Below are 23,385 nucleotides of genomic sequence, written 5' to 3' on the forward strand. Positions count from 1 at the left end.
GTTTTCCCTTACCTCCCCCTCCGTCTGTCAAGTGCCAGCCACCTCCCCCTGGCGGGGGAGGATTATTTCAGAGCGCGCGGACCGCCGCCAGGATCATCCGTCCCGTCAATCGCGCCGTCTCATCCTCCGACAACCGCGGCCGCGACAGCGTACGGTGGCCAAGCCCGAACATGAACGCGAGGATCAGCTCCTCCGCGCCCTCCAGTTCGTTCTCCTGCAAATCCGGATTGGCGACGCAGGCGAGTTCGCGGATCATCCGGCGGAAATCGCGGCACAGGTCGGCGATCGTGTCGGCGACGTCCGCGTTGCGATGCGCCTCCGCCATGATCTCGAACGACAGTGCCTCGTCACCCTTGGACAAGGCACGCCGCGCCAGTTCGACGAACCCTTCCTCGATCGAGAATCGTTCCGATTTGACCGAGTCGTTCATCGTCTGCAGCTCGCCCATCTTGGCCGCCGCATCCTCCATTACGATCGCTTGGATCACAGCGTTCTTGCCGGTGAACAGGCGATAGATCTGGCCGACGGACACACCCGCCGCCACGGCCAGTTCGGACATCGGGGTTTGATGAAACCCTTGTGTCGCAAACAGATGACGGGCCGACGAGACAATACGCTCCCGACTTCCCATTTCATGCTGCACTGCACTCAAAACCATGTTCCCGACGCGTTTTTAGGTTGACCGGCCGCTCGCACAATCCTAGCGGGCAAGCAAGCGGAATGAACGTTCATTCCGGTGAACCTAATCTGCACGGACGTCGGGATGCTTAACATGCAGCAATTGAACCTCAAGGGATCGGTGGCGCTCTTCGCGCTCGCCCTGCTGTCGGCTTGCGGCAAGGAGCAGGCTCCGCCGCCTCCGCCCACACCGACCGTCGGTGTCGTCACCGTCGGCGAGGAAGCGGTCGTGCTCACCTCCGAGCTTCCCGGCCGTATCGCCGCGGTAGAAACCTCCGAAGTCCGTCCGCAGGTCAGCGGCGTGGTCCGCGATCGCCTGTTCACCGAGGGTGCGATGGTCAGCAAGGGCCAGGTCCTCTACGCGATCGAGGACGCCCCCTACCGCGCGGCGCTCGCCAGCGCGCAAGGCCAGCTTGGCGCGGCCCAGTCGCAGATCAACGCGACCCGCCTCCAGGCGCAACGCTACGGCCAGCTCGTGCAGCTGAACGCAGTGAGCAAGCAGGAAGCGGACAACGCAAACGCATCCGCACAACAGGCTCGCGCCAATGTTGCAGCGCAGCAGGCAGCGGTCCAGTCGGCGCGCGTCAATCTGGGCTTCACGCGCATCAAGGCACCGATTTCGGGCCGCATCGGTCGGTCGCTCGTGACCGTCGGCGCGCTGGTCCAGACCGGCCAGACCGATCCGCTCGCGACGATCCAGCGCACCAACACCGTCTATGTCGACGTCGTCCAGTCGGCGGCGCAGCTGCTCGATCTGAAGCAGGCGATGGCGAGCGGCGGCGTGACCCGCGGCGACGGCAGCGCGCGCGTCCAGCTGATCCTCCCGAACGGCAGCACCTATCCGATCGAGGGTCGCCTGCAATTCTCCGAAGTCACGGTCGACCAGACCACCGGTGCGGTGACGCTGCGCGCGAGCTTCCCGAACCCCAACGGCCTGTTGCTGCCGGGCATGTACGTCCGTGCGAAGCTGGTCGAGGGCACGCGCGCGCAGGCGATCATGGCACCGACCGCGGGCATCACGCGCGATCCGCGCGGCGGTGCAACCGCTCTGGTCGTCAACGCGCAGAACAAGGTCGAGCAGCGTAATGTCACTACCGACCGCGTGATCGGCGACAAGTGGATCGTCACCAGCGGCCTGAAGCCCGGCGACAAGCTGATCGTCGAGGGCCTGCTCAACCTGCGTCCCGGCGCAACCGTCAAGCCGGCCGCCCCGCAGCAGGTCGCCAAGCCGGCTGGCGGTGCGCCCGGCGCGGCACCCGGAGGCGGCGACGCGTCCGGTGCGACCAGCAACAGTTCCGCGCAGGCCGGGAAGTAACCGCCCATGTCACGCTATTTCATCGATCGACCCATCTTCGCATGGGTCATCGCCATCATCCTGATGCTGGCCGGCATCCTCGCGATCCGGTCGCTGCCGATCGCGCAGTTCCCTGAGATCGCCGCCCCCAAGGTGACGGTCGCGACGTCCTATCCCGGCGCCGACGCACAGACGCTCGAGAACACGACGACGCAGATCATCGAGCAGCAGATGAAGGGCATCGACAACCTTCGCTACTTCGCCTCGACCTCGGACGGCTCAGGCAACCTTGCGATCACGCTCACCTTCGAGCAGGGCACCGATCCCGACATCGCGCAGGTCCAGGTGCAGAACAAGCTGCAACAGGCGACGCCGCTCCTGCCGCAGGAAGTGCAGCAGGCCGGTCTCCGCGTGACCAAGGCGACCGCCAACTTCCTGCTCATCATCGCCGCCTATTCGGAAAACGGCGATCACGACCAGGTCGATCTCGGCGACATGATCGCCTCGAAGCTCCAGGATCCGCTCAGCCGCATCAAGGGCGTCGGCGACACGCAGGTGTTCGGCGCGCAATATTCGATGCGGATCTGGGTCGACCCCTTCAAGATGTCGAACCTCGGCGTCACCGTTACCGACATCACCTCCGCCCTGACCGCGCAGAACGCACAGGTCTCGGCGGGGCAAGTCGGCAGTCTGCCGGCGGTGAAGGGCCAGTCGCTCAACGCCACCGTGACCGCACAGTCGCGCCTCCAGACGCCGGAACAGTTCCGCGCAATAATCGTCCGCTCGGCGACCAGCGGCGCGACCGTGCGCCTGTCGGACGTCGCGCGCGTCGAGATGGGCTCGGAGAACTACAGCTTCCAGGCACGCTATAACGGCAAGCAGGCGGCAGGCTTCGGTGTGAAGCTGGCACCGGGTGCGAACGCGCTCGATACCGTCAAGCTCGTCAAGGCCGAGGTGAACCGGATCGCCAAGCAGTTCCCACCCGACGTCAAGGTCGCGTTCCCGATCGACAACTCGACGTTCGTCCGGCTGTCGGTCGAGCAGGTCATCCACACGCTGATCGAGGCGATCGTCCTCGTCTTCCTCGTGATGTTCCTGTTCCTCCAGAATTTCCGCGCCACGCTGATCCCGACGATCGCGGTCCCGGTCGTGCTGCTCGGCTCGCTCGCCGTGCTCCAGGTCGCGGGGTTCACGATCAACACGCTGACCTTGTTCGGCATGGTGCTGGCGATCGGCCTGCTCGTCGATGACGCGATCGTCGTCGTCGAGAACGTCGAGCGCCTGATCCAGGAAGAAGGGCTCTCCCCGAAGGAAGCCGCCAAGAAGTCGATGGACGAGATCAGCGGCGCGCTGGTCGGCATCGGCCTCGTCCTGTCGGCGGTGTTCCTGCCGATGGCGTTCTTCAGCGGCTCGACCGGCGTGATCTTCCGCCAGTTCTCGATCACCATCGTGTCGTCGATGGCGCTGTCGGTGCTGGTCGCTTTGATCCTGACGCCTGCACTCTGCGCGACCATCCTGAAGCCCGCCAAGGACGGTCATAGCGAGAAGAAGGGCTTCTTCGGCTGGTTCAACCGCACCTTCGACAAGGGTGTCGGCAAATACGGCAACGGTCTGCGCCGCGTCGAGAAGGGCTGGGTCCGCACGATGCTGGTCTATGCCGTGATCGTCGTCGCGATGGCCTTCATCTTCGTGCGCCTGCCGTCGGGCTTCCTTCCCGAGGAAGACCAGGGCGTGATGTTCGCGCAGGTCTCGATGCCATCGGGTACGCCGATGGAGGAGACCGCCCGGACGATGGACAAGGTCCGCGATCACTTCATGATCGACGAGAAGGCCAACACCGCGGGTATCTTCACGATCAGCGGCTTCGGCTTCGTCGGCCAGGGCCAGAATGTCGGCATCGCCTTCATTCAGTTGAAGCCGTGGGAAGACCGTAGCGGCGCGGAAAACGGCGTCGCCGCGGTTGCCGCGCGCGCCAACCAGGCGCTCGCGGGGATCCGTGCCGGCATGGTGATCGGCTTCGTGCCGCCTGCCGTGCAGGAACTCGGCAACGCCAACGGCTTCGACTTCATGCTGAAGGACAATGCCGGCGTCGGTCACGAGAAGCTGCTCGAGGCGCGCAACATGCTGCTCGGCATGGCCAGCCAGGACAAGCGCCTGATGCAGGTCCGTCCGAACGGCCTGGAGGATGCGCCTCAGCTGAAACTGAACGTCGACCAGGCGCAGGCCGGGGCACTCGGCCTCAGCCAGCAAGACATCAACACCACCGTCAGCACCGCGTTCGGTGGCGCGTACATCAACGACTTCATCGACCGCGGTCGCGTGAAGAAGGTGTTCGTGCAGGCCGACGCACCGTTCCGCACCTCGCCGGCCGATCTCGGCAACTTCTACGTCCGCGGCACGACCAGCAACGCGATGGCGCCGTTCTCGTCCTTCTCGACGACGAGCTGGAACTACGGCCCGTCCCGCCTCGAACGGTACAACGGCGTAGCCTCGTTCGAGATCATGGGTTCGCCGGCGCCGGGCGTCAGCAGCGGCACCGCGATCAAGGCGATGGAGGAGATGGCGGCCAAGCTGCCCCCCGGCATCGGCTATGAATGGACCGGCCTCAGCTACGAGGAAAACTTGTCTGGCGGCCAGTCGACCACGGTCTATGCGCTGTCGCTGCTGATCGTGTTCCTCTGCCTCGCGGCGTTGTACGAGAGCTGGTCGATCCCGATCGCCGTCCTGCTGGTGGTGCCGCTCGGCGTCCTCGGCGCGGTCGGTGCGGCGATGATCTTCGGGCTCAACAACGACATCTACCTCCAGGTCGGGCTGATCACGACCATCGGCGTGGCGGCGAAGAACGCGATCCTGATCGTGGAGTTCGCCGAGGAGAAGATGGGCGACGGGATGAACGCGGCCGACGCCGCGGTCGAGGCGGCCAAGCTTCGCCTTCGCCCGATCCTGATGACGTCGTTCGCGTTCATCTTCGGCGTGTTGCCGCTCGCGTTGTCGACCGGCGCCGGCGCCGGTGGCCAGAACGCGATCGGCTGGGCGGTGGTCGGCGGCATGCTGTCCGCGACCGTCCTCGCAATCTTCTTCGTGCCGCTGTTCTTCCTGCTCGTGAAGCGCGTCTTCAAGCAGGACAAGGCCGGCTCGGGGCAAGACCGCGACCAGGTGCCGGACAACGACGGCAACCGTGACGACAACCGTGACGGCGGCCATCCGCCCCACGACCAGCGGCCGCAGGAGGCCTGATCCAGATGTTCTCGACCAAGATCTCCAGCCGCACCGCGCTCACGTTCGCCGCCGGGCTCACGCTCGCCGGGTGCAACCTCGCCCCCAAATACGTCCGCCCGGAACTTCCCGTCGCGCCGAGCGGGCCGACTGGACCCGCCTATTCGGCGGGCAACGCCGCTAACGCGATCGTGCCCGCGGACACCGCATGGGAGGCGTTCTTCACGGACGACCGCCTGCGCGGCGTGATCCGCCTCGCGCTCGACAATAACCGCGACGTCCGCATCGCGGTCGCCAACGTCGCGCAGGCGCGCGCGCAATACCGCGTCCAGCGCGCGGACCTGTTCCCGACGATCGGCGCAACCGGCAGCGCGACCTACCAGAAGTCGCCGTTCGGCGCGGTCGGCGGCGGTGTCGGCGGCAGCACGGGCGGCGGCACGGGTGGCGTCGGCGGCGGCACCGGAACGGGTGGCGGCACCGGTGGTGGTACCGGCGGCGCGGGCACGGCCGTCACGGGCAGCGGGCGCGCCGACATCTATTCGGCCAATGTCGGTATCTCGGCTTGGGAAATCGATCTCTTCGGCCGCATCCGCAACCTGACGCAGGCGCAGCAGGAAGCGTATTTCGCAGCGGAGGAAAACCGCAACGCCGCCCAGGTGTCGCTCATTTCGGAGACCGCGACCGCGTGGCTGACGATGGCCGCCGACCAGGACCGGCTGAAGATCGCGCAGGATACCGAGCGCGCGTTCGGCCAGACGCTGAAGCTCACGCAGGATCGCTTCCGGATCGGCATCGCGTCCGAACTCGAAGTGCGTCAGGCGCGCACCACCTATGACCAGGCACGATCTGACATTGCCGACGCGACCACGCTGATCGCGCAGGACCAGAACGCGCTCAACCTGCTCGCCGGGACGACCGTGACGCAGGACCTGCTCCCCGCGCGGATGCCGGACAAGACGCCGACGCTGGAGAATCTGCCCGCCAACCTGTCGTCGGAGGTACTGCTCCGCCGCCCGGACGTCGCCGCCGCCGAGCATAATCTGATCGCCGCCAACGCGAACATCGGCGCGGCGCGCGCGGCGTTCTTCCCGAACATCTCGCTCACGGCAGCATTCGGCACGCTCAGCCTCGGCCTGTCGAACCTGTTCGGCAGCGGCAGCCAGCAATGGTCGGTCGCCCCGTCGATCACGCAGCCGATCTTCGATTTCGGCCGCAACAAGGGCAACCTGCAATACGCCAAGGCAACGCGCGACGCGATGCTGGCAACGTATGAGCGGAGCATCCAGACCGGCTTCCGCGAGGTTGCCGACGCGTTGGCGCGTCGTGGCACGATCAACAGCCAGTTGGAGGCTCAGACGTCGCTGCGCGACAACGCGGCGGGCGCGTACAACCTATCGCAGCTCCGCTTCCGCGCCGGTATCGACCCGTTCCTCAACACGCTCGATTCGCAGCGCGCGCTCTACACCGCGCAACAGAGCCTGCTCGCCACGCGCCTCGTCCGCGACAGCAACGCGGTCGAACTCTACCGCTCGTTAGGTGGTGGTCTGAAGTAACGCCCGCTTCCAACGACATGAACTGCCCCCCTCCCTGGAAGGGAGGGGCTGGGGGTGGGTAGTCCCACTTGTGTCGCGACGTCTGGACAGATCGAAACCGACCCACCCCGAACCCCTCCCTTTCAGGGAGGGGCGAGAAGGTTCTAGTTCGCCGGCTCGGACAACGGCGCGAACCGCGCAACCTGCCGCCCGACCAGCCGCAGCTGCTCCAGCACCGCAGGATCGCTCGCCCCGCCCTCGTCGTCGAACTTCGTCACCTGCGTATTGATCGCGGCGGCAAACGGCGTCGGCCACCCACGCAACGCATGGACGATCGACCGCAACGCGGCGATCGTGCTCCCCGTCGCCTGCCAACCATACGCCGTCGCGATCAGCCCGACCGGCATGTCCGCCAGGTAAGGCCGCTCCGGATCGCGCGCGGTTTCCTCCAGCAGGTCGAGCGCGTTCTTCACCACGCCGGAAATGCTCCCGTGATAGCCGGGGCTTGCGATGATTACCGCCGACGCCTCGCGCACCGCCGCGACGAACGCCTGCTCGTCGGGCGTCCGCGTCGTCGCTTTCGGATCGTACAGCGGCAGCCGCGCCATGTCGGCCCCGCCGAACATCTGCGTGCGATAGCCCTGCTTCTCGACCGCATCGAGCGCGATGCGGAGCGCACGCTCGGTCGACGAGACGCCGCCGATCGTGCCGCCTATGCCGACGACCAGCGGCAGAACGGCGGGAAGAGTGTCGGAAGCGGCCACGGTTTTATCCTGTTCGAACGTCATGCGATGCTCTTTCCCGTTTCGTCGCGCGATGACAACAGCGCTTCGGTCGGTTCGCGTCACACAGACGTCGTGCCGCTGTCGCTAAGCCCCTGTACACGTTAAGCATGCGCAGGAACGGACGGCGTAAGCACAGACTTGCCCGAGCTGTCATAGAACGATAATACACCTGATGTCCGCCGCTTGGCCGACCCGCTGGAACGACCGATGCGCCCCGATCCCTTCGACACCAACCGTTCCAGCCCAAGCGGCGACCGCGAGCCCTACGCCTATGAGCGCGAGCGGCTGATCACCGAGCGGGAGCGCCTGCGCCAGAAATACGAAGCCGAGCGGGACGGCGAAGATCCCGCCCCGTATGATCGCGACTTCGGCGCGGCCTACGCCACCCCCAGCGCGCCACGACGCAAGCGCCCGATCGGTCGGTGGATCCTGCGCGGAGCGGGGATCGGCATCGTCCTGCTGGTGATCGCGATCATCTGGCTGGCGATCACCGCACCGCTGTCGAAGTCGCTCCAGCCGCCGACGCCGCCCTCGATCACGCTGACCGCGGACGACGGCACGCCGATCGCGCGGCGCGGCGCGATCATCGGCAAGTCGGTCGACGCCTCGAAGCTCCCGCCGCACGTCACGCAGGCGTTCCTCGCGATCGAGGACCGGCGCTTCTATTCGCACTGGGGCGTCGATCCGCGCGGGATCGCGCGCGCGGCTTGGGCGAACATGGGCTCGGGCGGCGTCCGCCAGGGCGGCTCGACGATCACGCAACAGCTGGCGAAGAACGCGTTCCTCGATTCGGACCGCACCGCGACGCGGAAAATCCGCGAGGCGATGATCGCCTTCTGGCTCGAGGCTTGGCTGTCGAAGAACGAGATCCTCTCGCGCTATCTCTCGAACGTCTATTTCGGCGACAACACCTACGGGATCAGCGCGGCCGCCAAGCATTATTTCGGCCGCACCCCCGACAAGCTCAACGTCGGCCAGGCGGCAATGCTCGCCGGCTTGGTCAAGGCGCCGTCCCGCCTCGCCCCCACCTCCAACCTAGAAGGCGCGCGCAAGCGAGAAGCCGTGGTCGTCGGCGCGATGGTCGATGCCGGCTTCCTCACCAAGGCGGAGGGCGACGCGGTCCAGCCACAGCGTGTGCTCGGCAGCCGCCCGTCGCAGCTCCCCAACGGCACCTATTTCGCCGACTGGATCCTCCCCGAAGCGCGCGACCAAGCCGGCGAAATCAAGACCGAGGCGACCGTCCAGACAACACTCGACCCGCGCCTGCAACGCGCGGCAGAACGCACCGTAGCGCGCGCGGGTCTACGTCAGGCGCAGGTCGCGCTGGTGGCGATGCGCCCCGATGGTCGCGTCGTCGCGATGATCGGCGGCAAGAACTACGCGAAGAGCCCGTTCAACCGCGCAACCCAGGCGCGCCGCCAGCCCGGCTCGACCTTCAAGCTGTTCGTCTACCTCGCCGCGATGCGCCAGGGCCTCACCCCCGATTCGACAATCGAGGACCGCCCGGTGACGATCGGCGACTGGACCCCGAAGAACAGCGACGGCCGCTATCAGGGGACGATCACGCTGCGCCAGGCCTTCGCGCGCTCGTCCAACGTCGCCGCCGCACGGCTCACGCAACAGGTCGGCGTCAAGGCGGTAATCAAGGCGGCACGCGACCTCGGCATCTCGACGCCGATCCCGAGTGAGGCGACGATCGGCCTCGGCACCTCGACCGTATCGCTGCTCGAACTGACCGCCGCCTATGCCGCGATCGCGCGCGAGCAATATCCGGTCCAGCCGCGCGGCCTCGCCGACGTCCGCGAGAAGGGCTGGTATCAGTCGCTGACCGGCGGTGCGACCGAGATGCCGTCGAAGATCCACGACGAGATGCTCGACCTGCTGGCGGCCTCGATCCGCACCGGCACCGGACGCGGTGCGAACCTGACGGTCGACGCGTTCGGCAAGACCGGTACGACGTCGGACAACAAGGACGCACTGTTCGTCGGCTTCGCGCGCGATCTGGTGGTCGGCGTGTGGGTCGGCAACGACGACAATTCGTCGAACCCCGGCCTGTCGGGCGGCGGCATTCCCGCACGGATCTGGCGCGACTTCATGCAGAGCGCGCTGGGGATCGCACCGATCGCGGCGCCTCCTCCGGCGGTCGAGGAAGTCGATCCGGACGCGCTGCCGGCGGACGATCAGGACAATTCCATTCTGCCGCTAGGCGGGGAGATCGAAGGAATGGGCTTCAACCTGAAGATGGGCGAAGACGGCACCATCTCGGTCGGCCCCTCCCGCCGCGACCGCCAGGAAGGCCCGCCCCCACGCGACGATCGCCGGCCGCCTGAAGAAGAACAAGGGCCCGACGAGGGGCAGTAGGACTCCACCCGCAGAGCAGCTTGTTTCCCCGCGAAGGCGGGGACCCAGACTGGGCTCCCGCCTTTGCGGGAGAACAAGAAAGCGGTCGCCAACGTCCCAGCGGCGACACCCCCGTTGACGCCACCACCGCATCGCAGCATGTCTCACCCATGCGCTTCTTCTCCGACAACGCCGCCAGGATCCACCCGCAGGTCATGGCCGCGATCGCCGCCGCCGACACGCTCGACACCGCCTATGCCGGCGACGCGTGGAGCCAGCAGCTCGACGGCCGCTTGTCCGCGCTGTTCGAGACAGACGTCGCGGTCCTCTGGGTCCCCACCGGCACCGCAGCCAACTGCCTCGCGCTCGCCGCCCTCTGCCCCCCGCACGGCGGCATCGTCTGCCACCGCGACGCACACATCCAGAACGACGAAGGCGGCGCGCCCGAATTCTACACGCACGGCGCCAAACTGTTCCTCGCCGACGGCGACGGCGCAAAGCTGACCCCTGACACCATCCGCACTGTCCTCGACGCGATCCCAGACGACGTCCACCGCGTCCAGCCGCACGCGATCTCGATCACCAACGCCACCGAATATGGCCGCGTCTACCAGCCGCACGAAGTCGCCGCGATCGGCGCGCTGGCCAAGGAGCGCGGGCTCGGCTTCCACATGGACGGCGCGCGGTTCGCCAACGCGATGGCACGTGTCGGCTGCTCCCCCGCCGACATGACTTGGCGCGCCGGTGTCGACGCGCTGAGCTTCGGCTTCGTCAAGAACGGCGCGATGAGCGCGGAAGCGCTGGTCTTCTTCAAGCCCGAGCTCGCCGCCGTCACGCAATACCGCCGCAAGCGCGCAGGCCTGCTCCTGTCGAAGGGCCGCTACCTAGCCGCACAGATCCTCGCCATGCTCGACGAAGACCTCTGGCTCGCCAACGCCAAGGCTGCCAACGCCGCCGCCGCCAAGCTCGCCGCCGCGGCCAGCAACCGCCTTGTCCACCCGGTCGAGGCGAACGAAGTCTTCCTCCGCGCCACGCCAGAAGAAGCCGCAGCCCTCCGCGCAAAAGGCTTCGACTTCTACGACTGGGCCGCGGGCGAAATCCGCCTCGTCACCGCCTGGGACAGCCCGGCGGACGCTGTCGACCTGCTCGCCGACGCGATCCGGGAGTTATGACCCCCGGCCCAACCGACCCACCACAGTCGACCCGTGCGGCAGTGCTGATCCCGTTCGGCATTGTCACACTGATCTGGGGCTCGACCTGGCTCGTCATCCGTGACCAGATCGCGGTGGTGCCGCCGAGCTGGTCGATCAGCTACCGCTTCCTCGTCGCCGGCATCGCGATGGCGATCTACGCAGGCATCAAGCGCGAGAGCTTCAAATTCGACGCGCGCGGCTACGCGTTCGCAGCCGTGATCGGCATCGCGCTGTTCACGTTCAACTTCAACTTCGTCTACCGCGCAGAGCATTACGTCACCTCCGGGCTCGTCGCGGTCGTGTTTGCGCTGCTGCTCGTCCCCAACGCGATCTTCGGCCGCATCTTCCTCAAGCAGCGCCTCGGACGACAGCTCATGGTCGGCTGCGCGGTAGCGATGGCGGGGGTCGCGTTGCTGTTCGTCAACGAGGCGCGGGTCGATCCGCACGGGCCGCGCTCGGCGACGATCGGCATCGTCCTGACCTTGTGCGGCGTGATGGCGGCGTCGGTCGCCAACGTCATCCAGGGCAGCGCGTTCGCCAAACGCTATCCGATGGCCCCGACGCTCGCGATGGCGATGCTGATCGGCGCGAGCCTCGACGCGGCGTTCGCCTGGATCACCACCGGACCACCCGTGTTCGAGCCGCGCTTCGGCTATGTCGCGGGCATCCTCTATCTCGGCGTGTTCGCGTCGGCGCTCGCCTTCCCGCTCTATTTCAACGTCATCCGCGCGATCGGCCCGGCCAAGGCGGCCTATTCGGGCGTTATCGTGCCGGTGATCGCGATGCTGCTATCGACGATCTTCGAGCGCTATCACTGGTCGACGCTGGCGGTCGCCGGCGCGGTGCTGTCCGGCATCGGCTTGGTCATCGCACTCAGCGCACGCAGACCGGCACGGTAGTCGGGCCAGGCGGGCGTCCAGCCAAGCACGCGCTTGGCCTTACCGTTCGCCACCCGCCGGTTCTCGTTATAAAATCCGCGCCCCATCGCCGAGAGTTCCTCGAGCGTCACGAACGGCGGCGCGGGCATCCCGAGCAGCATCGCCGCGAACGCCACCACGTCGTTCTGCGACGCGGGCACGTCGTCCGCGAGATTATACGCCCCCGCCGGCGCATCGAACCCGGCGATCACCCCCGAGACGATATCGTCGACATGCGCGCGGCTGAACACCTGGCCGGGTTGCTCGATCCGGTGCGCCTTGCCCTGCCGCACCCGGTCGAGCGGCGAGCGGCCCGGACCATAGATTCCCGGCAACCGGAACGTCCGCGCACCGATAGCAAGCCAGTCCGCATCCGCCGCCGCCCGCGCGCTCCGCCTACCGCCACCGATCGGCGCCGTCTCGTCCACCCACGCACCCTGCGCATCGCCGTACACGCCCGTCGACGACAGATAACCGATCCAGGCCCGAGTCCGCAGCAACAGCGAACCGTAGCGCCCGAGCACGGGGTCCGCCTCATGCTCTGGCGGCACCGACGACAGGATATGCGTCGCCGCCGCGATCTCCGCCGTCACCGCATCCACATCGTCGAACCGGAGCGTACCATCGCGCCCGTCCCGCGTCGTGCCGACGACATGCCAGCCATCCGCCGCCAGCCGCTCGGCAAGCCGCGACGCGGTGTACCCCAGACCGAAGACCAGCAGCCGGCTCATGGCGCCACCGCTGCGCCAGCCATCGGCCCCTTGTAGAGCGTCCCGAAATAGTCGCCCGCATTCCACACAGGCCGCTGCGCGCCATCCGCGATCTCGCGCGCGATCCGGTAGTTCGCATCGACGAACCGCACGCCCTGATCCCACAGGATCGGCTGCGTCAAATCGTCCGACGGCTTATGATAATTGTTCGCCATGAAATACGCGACCGCCGCCTTGCCCGGGCCCTTCTGACCCGGCCACAGGAACACCGACGGGATCCCCTTCTGGACGAAGCGGAAATGATCCGAGCGCACGAAGATGCCCTCCTCCGGCATCGGATCGGGCGACAGGCCGACGCCGATCGCCGCCACCGCCTTCTGGACGATCGGGCCGATCGTCGAGCGCTCGGCGCCGAACACCACCATGTCCTCGAACTTGTAGGTCAGGATCGGCATGTCCAGGTTCACGTCCGCGACGATCGAGGTCAGCGGCACCGTCGGATGGTTGGTGAAGTAATCACTGCCGACCAGTCCCTTCTCCTCTCCGGTGACCGCCAGGAACATGATGGTGCGCTTCGGCGCCTGCCCGCTGGCCGTGAAGCGCTTGGCCTCCTCGATCAGGCTGGCGATGCCGATCGCGTTGTCGAGCGCGCCGTTGTTGAGCGCGTCGCCCTTCACGGGTTTCGTGATGCCAATGTGATCGAGATGCGCCGACAGCACGACGACCTCCTTGCCGACCACCGGATCGCTGCCGGGGATCATGCCGACGACGTTGCTGCTCGCGGCGGGCACGAAGCTCGTCTTGGTCGCGACCGTCAGCGTACCGACCAGCGGCACCGCCTTGAACTTGGCATTGTCGCGGTCCGCCTGCTTCACGATCCGGCTCCACGGTGTCTTCGCACCCGCGAACAGCTTGGCCGCACCGGCCATGCTGACCGTCCCGAGCGACGGCGCGCCGGGCGCATCGACCTTGCCGGTGCCGTCGGGATTAGCCCACGTCATCCGCGGCGTCGCATAGGAGTCCGCCAGCTTGCCGAAGGTCCGCACCTTGGCCGAGCGCGGGCTTTCCAGCGTGATCACCCCGACCGCGCCCTTGGCCTGCGCGATCGCCGCCTTGGTACCGCCCGAGCCGAAGAACGCGCGCTCCTCGCCGCCGAACCGCGCGGGCGAGCCGCCGAAATAGGCGACGATCTTGCCGCGGACGTCGACGCCCTTGTAATCGTCCTGGCCATATTGCGGCGCGTCGATCCCGTAGCCGACGAACACGACGGGCGCCGAAACGCTGGTCTCCGCCTTCGCGCCGTTCGCCGCGGGGACGTAATCCTCACCGAACACGAGCGGCTGCGCAGGCCCGCGACCCGCCCAGACGAAATCGCCCTTGCTCGCCGCTTTGTACGACACGAGCGGCACGGTCTGGAGATAGCCGCCTTGGTCGCCACCCGGCCGCAGACCCGCCGCATAAAACTGCGCGGCGACATATTGCGCGGCGATATCGAACTCGGGGCTGCCAGCCTCGCGCCCCTTCATCGCATCCGACGCGAGAAACAGCACGTGCGCCTTCATCGCCGCCTGGTCCGCCGGCAGCGGCGCGGCGAGCTTGGCGTTCAACTCGGCAGTATTCGGGGCGGTCACCGGAGCCGCAACCGGCGCAGTCTGTGCAAGGGCAGAGGTAGAAAGCGCGAGCACCGCGAGCGCGCCGATAGGACGATACATCCGGAAATCCTTGCAAAGGGAACGTGTTGCAGCGGCGTAGCATCCACCGTCACCCGCGCAAGCTTTGGCTGGCGATAGGCGGGCGCGGCCCTATATTCGCAAACATATGCTCGATATCCAGAACAGTCTCGCCCACCCGCTCGTCATTCGCCGCGAGGACTATACCCCGCCCGAGTGGCTGGTCCCCGAGACGAAACTGGATTTCGACCTCGATCCGTCAACCACGCGTGTCACCGCTACCTTGTCGGTCACGCGCAACGGCGATCACAGCGCACCGCTCCGGCTCGACGGCGCGGGCCAGAAGCCGCTCTCGGTCACGGTCGATGGCGTCGCGATCAACGACTGGCGGATCGACGGCGAACAGCTCGTCATCCCGCTCACCGGCGCCGCGCATGTCGTCGAGACTCAGGTCGAGATCGCCCCCGATCGCAACACGCAGTTGATGGGGCTCTATGCCTCGGGCAGCAATCTCTGCACCCAGTGCGAGGCTGAAGGCTTCCGCCGCATCACCTATTTCCCCGACCGCCCCGACGTGCTCAGCGTTTATTCGGTCAAGATGACCGCCGACAAGAAGCACTTCCCGGTGCTGCTCGCGAACGGCGACCCGGTCGCGCAGGGCGATCTCGACGATGGCCGCCACTGGGCGACCTGGCATGACCCTTTCCCAAAACCCTCCTACCTGTTCGCGCTGGTCGCCGGCGATCTCGCGGTGAACCGCAGCAGCTTCACGACGATGTCGGGCCGCGAGGTATCGCTCGGCATCTGGGTACGCGAGGCCGACCTGCCCAAGACCGACCACGCGCTGAAGGCGCTCGAACTGGCGATGGCGTGGGACGAGACGACCTATGGCCGCGAATACGACCTGGACGTGTTCAACATCGTCGCGGTCGACGATTTCAACTTCGGCGCTATGGAGAACAAGGGCCTCAACATCTTCAACTCGCGCTACATTCTGGCCGACCCGGATACCGCGACCGATTACGACTACGACGCGATCGCCGCGGTCGTCGCGCACGAATATTTCCACAATTGGTCGGGCAACCGGATCACCTGCCGCGACTGGTTCCAGCTGTCGTTGAAGGAAGGCTTCACGGTCTATCGCGACCAGGGCTTCTCCGCCGACCAGGGTTCGTGCGCGGTCAAGCGGATCGAGGACGTCCGCGGCCTGCGCGCCTCGCAATTCCCCGAGGATTCGGGCCCGCTCGCGCATCCCGTGCGGCCTGAATCCTACCAGGAGATCTCGAACTTCTACACGGCCACGATCTACAACAAGGGCGCCGAGCTGATCCGGATGATGGCCGCGATCCTCGGACCGCAGGGCTTCCGTGCGGGCACCGACCTGTATTTCGACCGGTACGACGGCACGGCCGCGACCTGTGAGGATTTTGTCACCTCGATGGAGGAGGGCGGCAAGGTCGACCTCACCCAGTTCCGCCTCTGGTATTCGCAGGCGGGCACGCCGCGCGTCTCGGCCAGCCTCTCACATGACGGAGACCGCGCGACGCTGCGGCTCGCGCAGCAGGTGCCCGCAACGCCCGGCCAACCGGCGAAGTCGCCGATGGTGCTGCCGCTGCGGGTGAAGCTGTTCGGTGCCGAGTCCGGTGCAGCGCTGACCGACGAACGCCTCGTCCTGTTCGACGACACGCTCGACACGATCGAATTCGAAGGCCTGGCCGAACGCCCGGTGCTGTCGATCAACCGCGGCTTCTCCGCGCCGGTGGTGGTCGAGAGCGACCGCACCGCCGCCGATCTCGCCTTCCTCAGCGCGCACGACGACGATCCGTTCGCGCGCTACGAGGCGATGCAGCAACTGATGCTCGACACGCTGGTCGCGTCGGCAGGTGGGCATGCGGATCACGAGGCCGTGATCGCGGCGGTCGCCAACACGCTCGCCAACACCGATCTCGATCTGGCCTTCGTCGCGGAGGCGGTGTTGCTGCCGTCGGAGAGCTTCATCGGCGACCAGATGGCCGTCGTCGATCCCGACGCGATCTTCCGTGCGCGCGAGGCACTGCGCCGCGATCTCGGCACACGTCTGGAGACGCAGTGGCGGCAAGCGTACGCGCGTGGTGAAGGTCAGCCCTATGCTTATACACCCGAGGGCAAGGGCCTGCGTCGCCTGCGGTCCGTCGCACTCGGCTATATAGCAGCGAGCGGCGCGGCGGATGCGGCGGACCTCGCGTTCGCGCAGTTCGATTCGGCGGACAACATGACCGACCGGATGGGCGCGCTGACGACGCTGGTCAGCAGCGCGTCCGAGATCCGCACCACCGCGCTCGACATCTTCTACAGCCAATATTGCGACAACCCGCTGGTGCTCGACAAGTGGTTCCAGGCGCAGGCGCAGTCGTCGCGCGGCGATACCGGTGCGATCGTGGCGGGGCTGGCCGAGCATGCCGACTTCACGCTGACCAACCCCAACCGCGCCCGATCGCTGATCGGCGCGTTCGGCGCGAACCAGCGGGCGTTCAATACCGCCGACGGGAGTGGATACCGGTTCCTCGCGGACCAGTTGATCGCGCTTGACCGCCTGAACCCGCAGACCGCGGCGAAACTCCTCCCGCCGCTGGGCCGCTGGCGCCGATTCGATACGGTGCGCGCCGGATTGATGCGTGCGGAACTGGAGCGGATCGTACGGACACCGGGTCTGTCGAAGGATCTGTTCGAGCAGGCGTCCAAGAGTCTGGAAGGCTGAACCGATTGATCCTCCCCCGCCAGGGGGAGGTGGCTGGCACTTGCCAGACGGAGGGGGAGGAAAGTGATTACCGCTGTTGCCGCGTCCTCCCCCTCCGTCGCCTTCGGCGCCACCTCCCCCTTGCGGGGGAGGATGACGGAAATGCGCTGCCCCTACCGGCGACTCGCAAAGAACTCCCGCAAAATCCCCGCCGCCTCGGTCTCCGCAATCCCGGCATAAACCTCAGGCCGATGATGACACGTCGGCTGCCCGAAGAACCGCGGTCCATGCTCGACCGCCCCACCCTTCACATCCGCCGCGCCATAATAGAGCCGCGCGATCCGTGAATGCGCGATCGCCCCGGCACACATCGCACACGGCTCAAGTGTCACCCAGAGATCGCATCCCTCGAGCCGATCGCTTCCCAAAACCAGAGCAGCAGCGCGAATCGCCTGGATCTCCGCATGCGCAGTCGGATCGCACAACGCCCGCGGCGCATTCGCCCCCGTCGCGATAATAACGCCGTCCTTAACGACAACGGCGCCGACCGGGACTTCCCCAGCCAGCGCCGCATCGCGCGCCGCGTCGAGCGCGCGGCGCATGGGTTCGGGAACGGGGAACATGGCCTCAGGCCCTGCCCCGCCGCCTGCCTCGCGTAAAGATCAGTTCGGTGCCTGGCTGTTGCCCGGCTTCTCGACGTTGATCGTCGGGACGGCGACCGTCTTGTTCTCGGTGCCGAGCGTGACCTTGGCGACGTCGGCCTGGAACTTCGGCGCCTGAACGACGCCCTGGCGGGTCTGGTCGATGTTGATGATCCCGAAATACATCAGGCCGACCACGACCAGCACGACGATCGCGACGAGAGACAAGAGCGTACGCATGGGACATCCCCTTTTATTGAACAGTTCGATAGCGTAACAACGTCGTCGATCGCCGTGGGTTGCACAATGCTCATTGCGGACGACCGTAGCCACGTTTCGCGTGAATCGGTTGACGAAAGCCGGCGTGCCAGCTATCCGCGCGCCTTTCCGGGGTTCCTCCCGACACTTGAATAGGTAATCACATGTCGCGCATCTGCGAACTGACCGGCAAGGGCCGGATGGTCGGGAACAACGTCTCCCACGCCAACAACAAGACCAAGCGCACGTTCCTCCCGAACCTGCAGAACGTCACGCTGCTTTCCGATTCGCTCGAGAAGGGCGTCAAGCTGCGCGTCTCGACGCACGGCCTGCGTACCGTCGAGCATAATGGTGGCCTCGACAACTGGCTGGTGAAGGTCTCGGACGACAAGCTGTCGCTCCGCGTTCGTCGCCTGAAGCGCGAAGTCGTCAAGAAGATCGCAGCATCGGCCGTCGCCGCCTAACAGCGACGTCGTATTGCGATCACCGCGGCCCGCCCTGCACCTCGCAGGGCGGGCCGTCGGCGTTTGTGGCTTAGCGATCCAGCCGGAACTTCAGCAGCAGCGTCCGCTGGAGAAACATCTGGTTGTCGTCCGACACGATCCACACGATCGTCGCGCCGTTCTCGACCGTCGTGTCGATCCCCTCGAAATTGTCGTGGATCAGTGGCGCATCGATCGTCGCGATCAGCCGGCCGCGTGCGATTCGCCCCGCCGCGACGTCGCGCGCGGCAACCAGCGATATCCGCGCTGAAAACGTGAACGGTAGTCGGAAACCACGATCAAGCACCAGCAGGTCGCCGTTCGGCAGCGCGGTGACGTCAGACGGGTCGTATCGCCCGAACGGTTCGTACGCGAATCGCTCCGGCCCCCCTGCTCCGGTCGGATCGCCCGCGAAGATCAGCGCCTGCCGCGTGTGCAACCGTTCCTCGTCCGACCCAGACCAGTCCGGCCGACGCACATGCGCCTCCTCGCTGATCACGACGAATCGCCCATCGGGCAGCCGCGCCATCGATTCGGGTCCGCCATTCGACGGCCATTTCCGCATCGACTCCGGCATCACCCGCGCCTCGTACCGCGCGAACCCCGCGGCATAGCGCCAGATCGAATTGTCATCTTCGAAGCCGACCCAGATCTTTCCCGTGAACGGATCGATCGCCATCGATTCGCTGTCGCGGTCGCGTTTCTCCCAGCCGATGCCGGGCCCCGCGGGCAGGTTCTCGAACGCGACCCGGTGCGGGAGCCAGTCGGGGCCCATGTCGAACTGGACGATATTGCCGCCGTCGCTCAGTAGCGTGAACCGATTGCCGGTCCGGGCTGGGGCGACGTCGAGCGACGAGAATCCCCCGAACGCCGGATCGCGACTGTCGAGTGCCACCCCGCCCAGATAGGTGAGCCCGCCAACGCGCACATGCCGCGGGTTGGTGCGATCGAGCATCACGCGCGTCGCGGTCAGCTGCGCGCGCTTGCCGAGCAGGTCGAGCCGCGCTTCGCCCGACCAAGTCGGCACGATCGCGCAGACGCTCACGGCGACGAACAGGATGGTGATCAGGCGCCGCATCGCGTCCTCATAGGGTGTCCGACGATCCGCGGAAGCATGAACAGCGGATAACGGAGGCATTCAGGCTCGGCTCAATGCGAATCACCCATAAGCGTCTCATCGAGGATGGAAGCACGGCCCCCGCCGCCGCCGAAATCCCCAACGGGAGACGCACGATGTTCAAGACTTTTACTCTCGCCGCCAGTGCCCTCGCATTGGGTGCGACCGCCCTCGTTCCCGCCGCCGCCGATGCGCAGCGCTGGGGCTCGCGCTACGAGCGTGGCTACGATGGCTATCAGGGTGGCGGCTACCGCGACAATGGCTACGACCGTGGCTATCGCGGCGACTACCGCGAGTATCGCGGCAACGACCGCCGCTACAACGCACGCAGCCGTCGCGGCTGCGACAACACCGGCGGCACGATCATCGGCGCCCTCGCGGGCGGTCTGCTCGGTCACACCATCGCCGGTCGTGGTGACCGGACACTCGGCGCGGTCCTCGGCGCAGCCGGTGGCGGCCTGGCCGGCAACGCGATCGATAAGTCGGATAACCCCGGGTATTGCCGGCGGTAAGCCCGGCAACGCCCGAGCTGTTGCGAGCGAAAGCGAGCAACCGCCGGCACGGACGGCGGGCAGGCATCGCCTGACCCGACCGACGACGGCTTTGCCGACGTCCCGCCCGTTCGAGCCACCCAACCAGTTTCCCAGTTCCCTCGCGTAGCGTATCGAGGGCGAGGGCCGGCTTCCCGTACGGGAGCCGGCCCTTTGTTCGTCCCCAATCCGGCAACGGCACGCACCGAAAGGCCCCATACGCCACCCCCGTCATCCTGACGAAAGTCAGGATCCAGAGCCACGACCGACGGTGGTCAGTTACCCTGGGTCCTGACTTTCGTCAGGATGACGGTTGTGAATGGATCACGCGATCCGCTCAGGCACTTCCGCCGCATCCTCGGCAATCGCAGCATCAGGCGCCACCGATTCCCACGGAAACACGAACCAGTCCTTCGTCACCGTCCGGTCGATCGTCCGCGCGCAATAGTCGATCCGCTCGGCCGAACTGACGTTATCGATCAACATTGCAAACCGCACCGCGCCCTCGACAGCACCCGCCGCCGCCAGCGCACGCCGCAGATGCGTGATCGTCCGCCCCGAATCGTTAATGTCGTCGAGGAACAGTAACCGCTCGCCATCCCGCGTTCGCGCGGCAAGCTTCACCAGCGGTTCGTCGGCAAAGTCCTTCACCTGGCTCGAATAATCGACCGACAGTGTCGGCAGCCCGATCGCGTGGCTGAGGAATACCGCCGGCACGAGCCCGCCACGGCCGATGCCGATGATGTAATCGGGTTTCCAGTCGGTATCCTCGACCAGCTTGGCGGCGAGGATGTGTACGGCCGCGACGAACTCGTGCTGCGGGATAGGGGTAAAGATCGGCATCAGCGAATGCTAGCGGGTCGTGGCAAAGACTTCACTCAAAACCCGCCCACCTCGCGCCAGAGGTGTAACGCCCACTCCTTGTTTCCCCGCGAAGGCGGGGACCCAGTCTGGGCTCCCGCCTTCGCGGGAGAACAAGGAACGGGAGCTACCGTATCACGGTCAGATCGTATCCAGCGCCTGCTCGAAATCGGCAATCAGATCGTCCGGATCCTCCACCCCGATAGATATCCGGACAAGGTTGTCCGTTATCCCCAGCGCCTGCTTGCGCGCATCGGGCACCGACAGATGCGTCATGCCCGCAGGATGGCTAGCCAGCGTCTCGGTCCCACCCAACGACACCGCCAGCTTGGCAATCTTCAGCGCATCGAGGAACGCAAAGCTCTCGCGCTCGCCGCCCTTCAGGTACAGCGAGAAGGTCGAACCGCCGCCGGTGCAATGGCGACGATAGATGTCCGCCTGACGCTCCATGCCCGGCTCGTCCTCGAGGAAACCCAGATATGCGACCCGCTCCACCTTCGGATGGTGACGGAGAAAAGCGCAGACCTTCGCCGCATTCTCGCCCGCACGGCTCATCCGCAGCTCGAGAGTCTCCAGCGATCGCAACAGCATCCACGCGGTATTCGGATCGGTGATCGTCCCAATCGTGTTCCGCATCGTCCGGATCGTATTGATATGCTCCTTCGTGCCGAGCACGCCGCCCGCGACGAGATCCGAATGCCCGCCGACATACTTGGTCAGCGAATACACGACGATGTCCGCGCCATGCTTGAGCGGCTGGAACCACAGCGGCCCGAGGAAGGTGTTGTCGATAGCGATCGGCGGCTTCTCGCCCTTGAAGATCGCGTCCCGGCTGGCCGCGACCGCCTCGACGTCGACCAGCGCATTGGTCGGGTTCGCCGGGCTTTCCAGATAGATCAGCGCGACGTTGCCGGTCGCCGCCTCGGTCATCACCGCATCGATCTCTTCACGAGTCGCGCCCGCCGGGAAGTCGAGCCACTTGACCCCGAACTTTCCGAGTACGCGTCCGATCAGCGTCTCCGTCGCCGCGTACAAAGGCCCCGAATGGACGATCGTGTCGCCCGGCTTGACCATCGCGAGGAACAGCGTCGCGATCGCCGACATGCCCGACGAGAAAGCGAGCGCGTCCTCCGCCTCTTCCCAGACGCCCAAGCGATCCTCGAGAATCTCCTGGTTCGGCCCGTTGAAGCGCGAATAGACGAGGCCCTCGGCCCCGCCCGGACGCTTGCCGGTGACGCCTTCGAAGTGGCGCTTGCCCGCCGCCGCATTGGGGAACACGAAGGTCGAGGTGAGGAAGATCGGCGGCTTCAGCGAGCCTTCCGACAGCGCGGGATCGTAACCGTGCCCCATCATCAAGGTCGACGGCTTCAGCTTGCGCCCGCCGATCTTCTCGACCTCGGGCTTCGGCGCGACGCGTGCCGCTACGCCGGTCAGGTCGGCTTCGGTTTCGGCGGGGACTGCGCCGGCGTTTTCGGGGGTATCGGACATCAATATGCTCCTGCGTGGCCCGTCTTATGCGAGCCGATGTGCGGAGCCTAAACGACCGGCGAGGGCTTTGGGAGCCGTTACAGGCCGATGATGCTGATCTGACGCCCATAGGAGGGCTCGCCGCGATGGGTCGCGCGCCGATAGCTGAAGAAGCGATCGTCGTCGGTGTACGTGTCGAGCCCGAGCGCCTCGATCCGGCCGATCCCAGCGACCGCGAGCCGGCTGACGACATAGGCCTCCAGGTCGAACTGGTAATGATCGCCCCTGTTCTCGACGGCGCGGCCGTCCGCGAAGAAGCGCTCGTTCTCCGGATCCGCCTCGCAAAACCGGCGGATGAAGGCGTCATCGACCTCATAGCTGGCACGCGCGATGCACGGCCCGACCGCGGCGACGATCCGGTCGCGGTGCGCACCGATCGCCTCCATCGCGAGGATCGTGGAATCGGTGACGCCGCCGAGCGCGCCTTTCCACCCGGCATGGGCTGCCGCAACGACGCCGGCGTGCGCGTCGGCGAACAATACGGGCGCGCAGTCCGCGGTAAGAATACCGAGCGCAAGGCCGGGACGGTTGGTGACCAGCGCATCGGCATGCGGACGGATCTCGTCGTCGAACGGCTCGATCACGGTGACCGCGTCGGCGGAATGGACCTGGTACAGACCGACGAGCTTCGCGCCGGGGAGGACGGCTTCACTCGCACGACGACGGTTCTCGGCGATGGCGGCGGGGTCGTCGTCGGACCCGATGCCGACATTGAGGCTCGCATACGCCCCGGCCGAAACGCCGCCACGCCGGCCGAGAAAGCCATGCGGAATGTCGCCAAGCGCCTTCGCGCGGATTGGATCGATGGTCATTTTAGGTCACCCAACATCAAACACATCCCCACCCCGGCGGAGGCCGGGGCCCAGTTGGGTGACGTTGCTAACAGCAGGCATCGCGCCGTTACCAAGACCTTGCCAA

At 66.4% G+C, this 23,385-nt stretch carries 19 protein-coding genes; 9 read left to right on the plus strand and 10 right to left on the minus strand.

Features of this window, described 5'->3' with window-relative positions:
- Nucleotides 1-67: 67 nt before the first annotated feature.
- The gene (locus tag J4O76_RS16575; protein WP_243650215.1) at nt 68-559 is read right to left on the minus strand and encodes a TetR family transcriptional regulator; all 492 of its coding nucleotides are present in this window, start codon (nt 557-559) and stop codon (nt 68-70) included.
- Nucleotides 560-772: 213 nt separating this feature from the next.
- Here J4O76_RS16575 and J4O76_RS16580 point away from each other — a divergent pair, with 213 nt between their 5' ends.
- The 3 genes from J4O76_RS16580 to J4O76_RS16590 are packed head-to-tail and all read left to right on the plus strand — an operon-like array spanning nt 773 to nt 6,741.
- On the plus strand, nt 773-1,993 hold the full coding sequence (locus tag J4O76_RS16580; protein ID WP_426282974.1) for an efflux RND transporter periplasmic adaptor subunit: 1,221 nt from the start codon (nt 773-775) through the stop codon (nt 1,991-1,993).
- Between the two features lie 6 nt (nt 1,994-1,999).
- Complete coding sequence (locus J4O76_RS16585; RefSeq protein ID WP_426282975.1) at nt 2,000-5,209, plus strand: efflux RND transporter permease subunit; 3,210 nt, start codon at nt 2,000-2,002, stop codon at nt 5,207-5,209.
- Nucleotides 5,210-5,214: 5 nt separating this feature from the next.
- Nucleotides 5,215-6,741, plus strand: a complete 1,527-nt coding sequence (locus J4O76_RS16590) for an efflux transporter outer membrane subunit (protein WP_426282977.1) — start codon at nt 5,215-5,217, stop codon at nt 6,739-6,741.
- 143 nt (nt 6,742-6,884) lie between these two features.
- Here J4O76_RS16590 and J4O76_RS16595 read toward each other — a convergent pair whose 3' ends face one another.
- Complete coding sequence (locus J4O76_RS16595) at nt 6,885-7,508, minus strand: NADPH-dependent FMN reductase (protein WP_107964203.1); 624 nt, start codon at nt 7,506-7,508, stop codon at nt 6,885-6,887.
- Nucleotides 7,509-7,712: 204 nt separating this feature from the next.
- Here J4O76_RS16595 and J4O76_RS16600 point away from each other — a divergent pair, with 204 nt between their 5' ends.
- The 3 genes from J4O76_RS16600 to J4O76_RS16610 all read left to right on the plus strand — a co-directional run bounded on the left by J4O76_RS16600 (nt 7,713) and on the right by J4O76_RS16610 (nt 11,937).
- Nucleotides 7,713-9,866 (plus strand): transglycosylase domain-containing protein, encoded by a 2,154-nt coding sequence (locus J4O76_RS16600; RefSeq protein ID WP_426282979.1) that lies wholly within the window; start codon nt 7,713-7,715, stop codon nt 9,864-9,866.
- 149 nt (nt 9,867-10,015) lie between these two features.
- Entirely contained in the window at nt 10,016-11,017 is a 1,002-nt protein-coding gene (locus J4O76_RS16605) for a threonine aldolase family protein (RefSeq protein WP_426282980.1), read from the plus strand.
- A complete protein-coding gene (locus J4O76_RS16610; RefSeq protein WP_426282982.1) occupies nt 11,014-11,937 on the plus strand; it encodes a DMT family transporter in 924 nt (307 codons plus the stop codon). Before J4O76_RS16605 ends, J4O76_RS16610 begins: the two co-directional genes overlap by 4 nt.
- On the opposite strand, the gene J4O76_RS16615 is transcribed toward J4O76_RS16610, so the two are convergent.
- Nucleotides 11,850-12,686, minus strand: coding sequence for an NAD(P)-dependent oxidoreductase (locus J4O76_RS16615; RefSeq protein ID WP_426282983.1), 837 nt, complete (start codon nt 12,684-12,686; stop codon nt 11,850-11,852). The genes J4O76_RS16610 and J4O76_RS16615 overlap by 88 nt on opposite strands.
- On the minus strand, nt 12,683-14,377 hold the full coding sequence (locus J4O76_RS16620) for a M28 family metallopeptidase (protein WP_426282984.1): 1,695 nt from the start codon (nt 14,375-14,377) through the stop codon (nt 12,683-12,685). The genes J4O76_RS16615 and J4O76_RS16620 overlap by 4 nt, the downstream gene beginning before the upstream one ends.
- 106 nt (nt 14,378-14,483) lie before the next feature.
- On the opposite strand from J4O76_RS16620, the gene pepN reads away from it, so the two are divergent.
- Nucleotides 14,484-17,072 (plus strand): aminopeptidase N, encoded by a 2,589-nt coding sequence (pepN, locus tag J4O76_RS16625; RefSeq protein ID WP_426282985.1) that lies wholly within the window; start codon nt 14,484-14,486, stop codon nt 17,070-17,072.
- 152 nt (nt 17,073-17,224) lie between these two features.
- Here pepN and J4O76_RS16630 read toward each other — a convergent pair whose 3' ends face one another.
- A complete protein-coding gene (locus tag J4O76_RS16630) occupies nt 17,225-17,674 on the minus strand; it encodes a nucleoside deaminase (protein WP_426282986.1) in 450 nt (149 codons plus the stop codon).
- Between the two features lie 39 nt (nt 17,675-17,713).
- Nucleotides 17,714-17,932 (minus strand): hypothetical protein, encoded by a 219-nt coding sequence (locus tag J4O76_RS16635; RefSeq protein ID WP_056487387.1) that lies wholly within the window; start codon nt 17,930-17,932, stop codon nt 17,714-17,716.
- Nucleotides 17,933-18,114: 182 nt separating this feature from the next.
- Here J4O76_RS16635 and rpmB point away from each other — a divergent pair, with 182 nt between their 5' ends.
- Nucleotides 18,115-18,414 (plus strand): 50S ribosomal protein L28, encoded by a 300-nt coding sequence (rpmB, locus tag J4O76_RS16640; RefSeq protein ID WP_056053386.1) that lies wholly within the window; start codon nt 18,115-18,117, stop codon nt 18,412-18,414.
- Nucleotides 18,415-18,484: 70 nt separating this feature from the next.
- On the opposite strand, the gene J4O76_RS16645 is transcribed toward rpmB, so the two are convergent.
- Entirely contained in the window at nt 18,485-19,510 is a 1,026-nt protein-coding gene (locus J4O76_RS16645) for an esterase-like activity of phytase family protein (RefSeq protein ID WP_426282987.1), read from the minus strand.
- Nucleotides 19,511-19,665: 155 nt separating this feature from the next.
- Here J4O76_RS16645 and J4O76_RS16650 point away from each other — a divergent pair, with 155 nt between their 5' ends.
- Nucleotides 19,666-20,061: a glycine zipper 2TM domain-containing protein gene (locus J4O76_RS16650; RefSeq protein ID WP_056066597.1), complete on the plus strand. Its 396-nt coding sequence runs from the start codon at nt 19,666-19,668 to the stop codon at nt 20,059-20,061.
- 342 nt (nt 20,062-20,403) lie between these two features.
- Here the strand turns inward: J4O76_RS16650 and J4O76_RS16655 are convergent, their stop codons facing one another.
- The 3 genes from J4O76_RS16655 to pgeF form a co-directional block, all read right to left on the minus strand.
- Nucleotides 20,404-20,922: a phosphoribosyltransferase gene (locus J4O76_RS16655; RefSeq protein WP_426282988.1), complete on the minus strand. Its 519-nt coding sequence runs from the start codon at nt 20,920-20,922 to the stop codon at nt 20,404-20,406.
- Nucleotides 20,923-21,081: 159 nt separating this feature from the next.
- Nucleotides 21,082-22,428: a cystathionine gamma-synthase family protein gene (locus tag J4O76_RS16660; RefSeq protein WP_107954100.1), complete on the minus strand. Its 1,347-nt coding sequence runs from the start codon at nt 22,426-22,428 to the stop codon at nt 21,082-21,084.
- Nucleotides 22,429-22,505: 77 nt separating this feature from the next.
- Nucleotides 22,506-23,279, minus strand: a complete 774-nt coding sequence (gene pgeF / locus J4O76_RS16665) for a peptidoglycan editing factor PgeF (protein WP_426282989.1) — start codon at nt 23,277-23,279, stop codon at nt 22,506-22,508.
- Nucleotides 23,280-23,385 lie beyond the last annotated feature (106 nt).

Origin of the sequence: Sphingomonas sp. NFX23, from assembly GCF_049887795.1 — a bacterium.
GTDB lineage: Bacteria > Pseudomonadota > Alphaproteobacteria > Sphingomonadales > Sphingomonadaceae > Sphingomonas.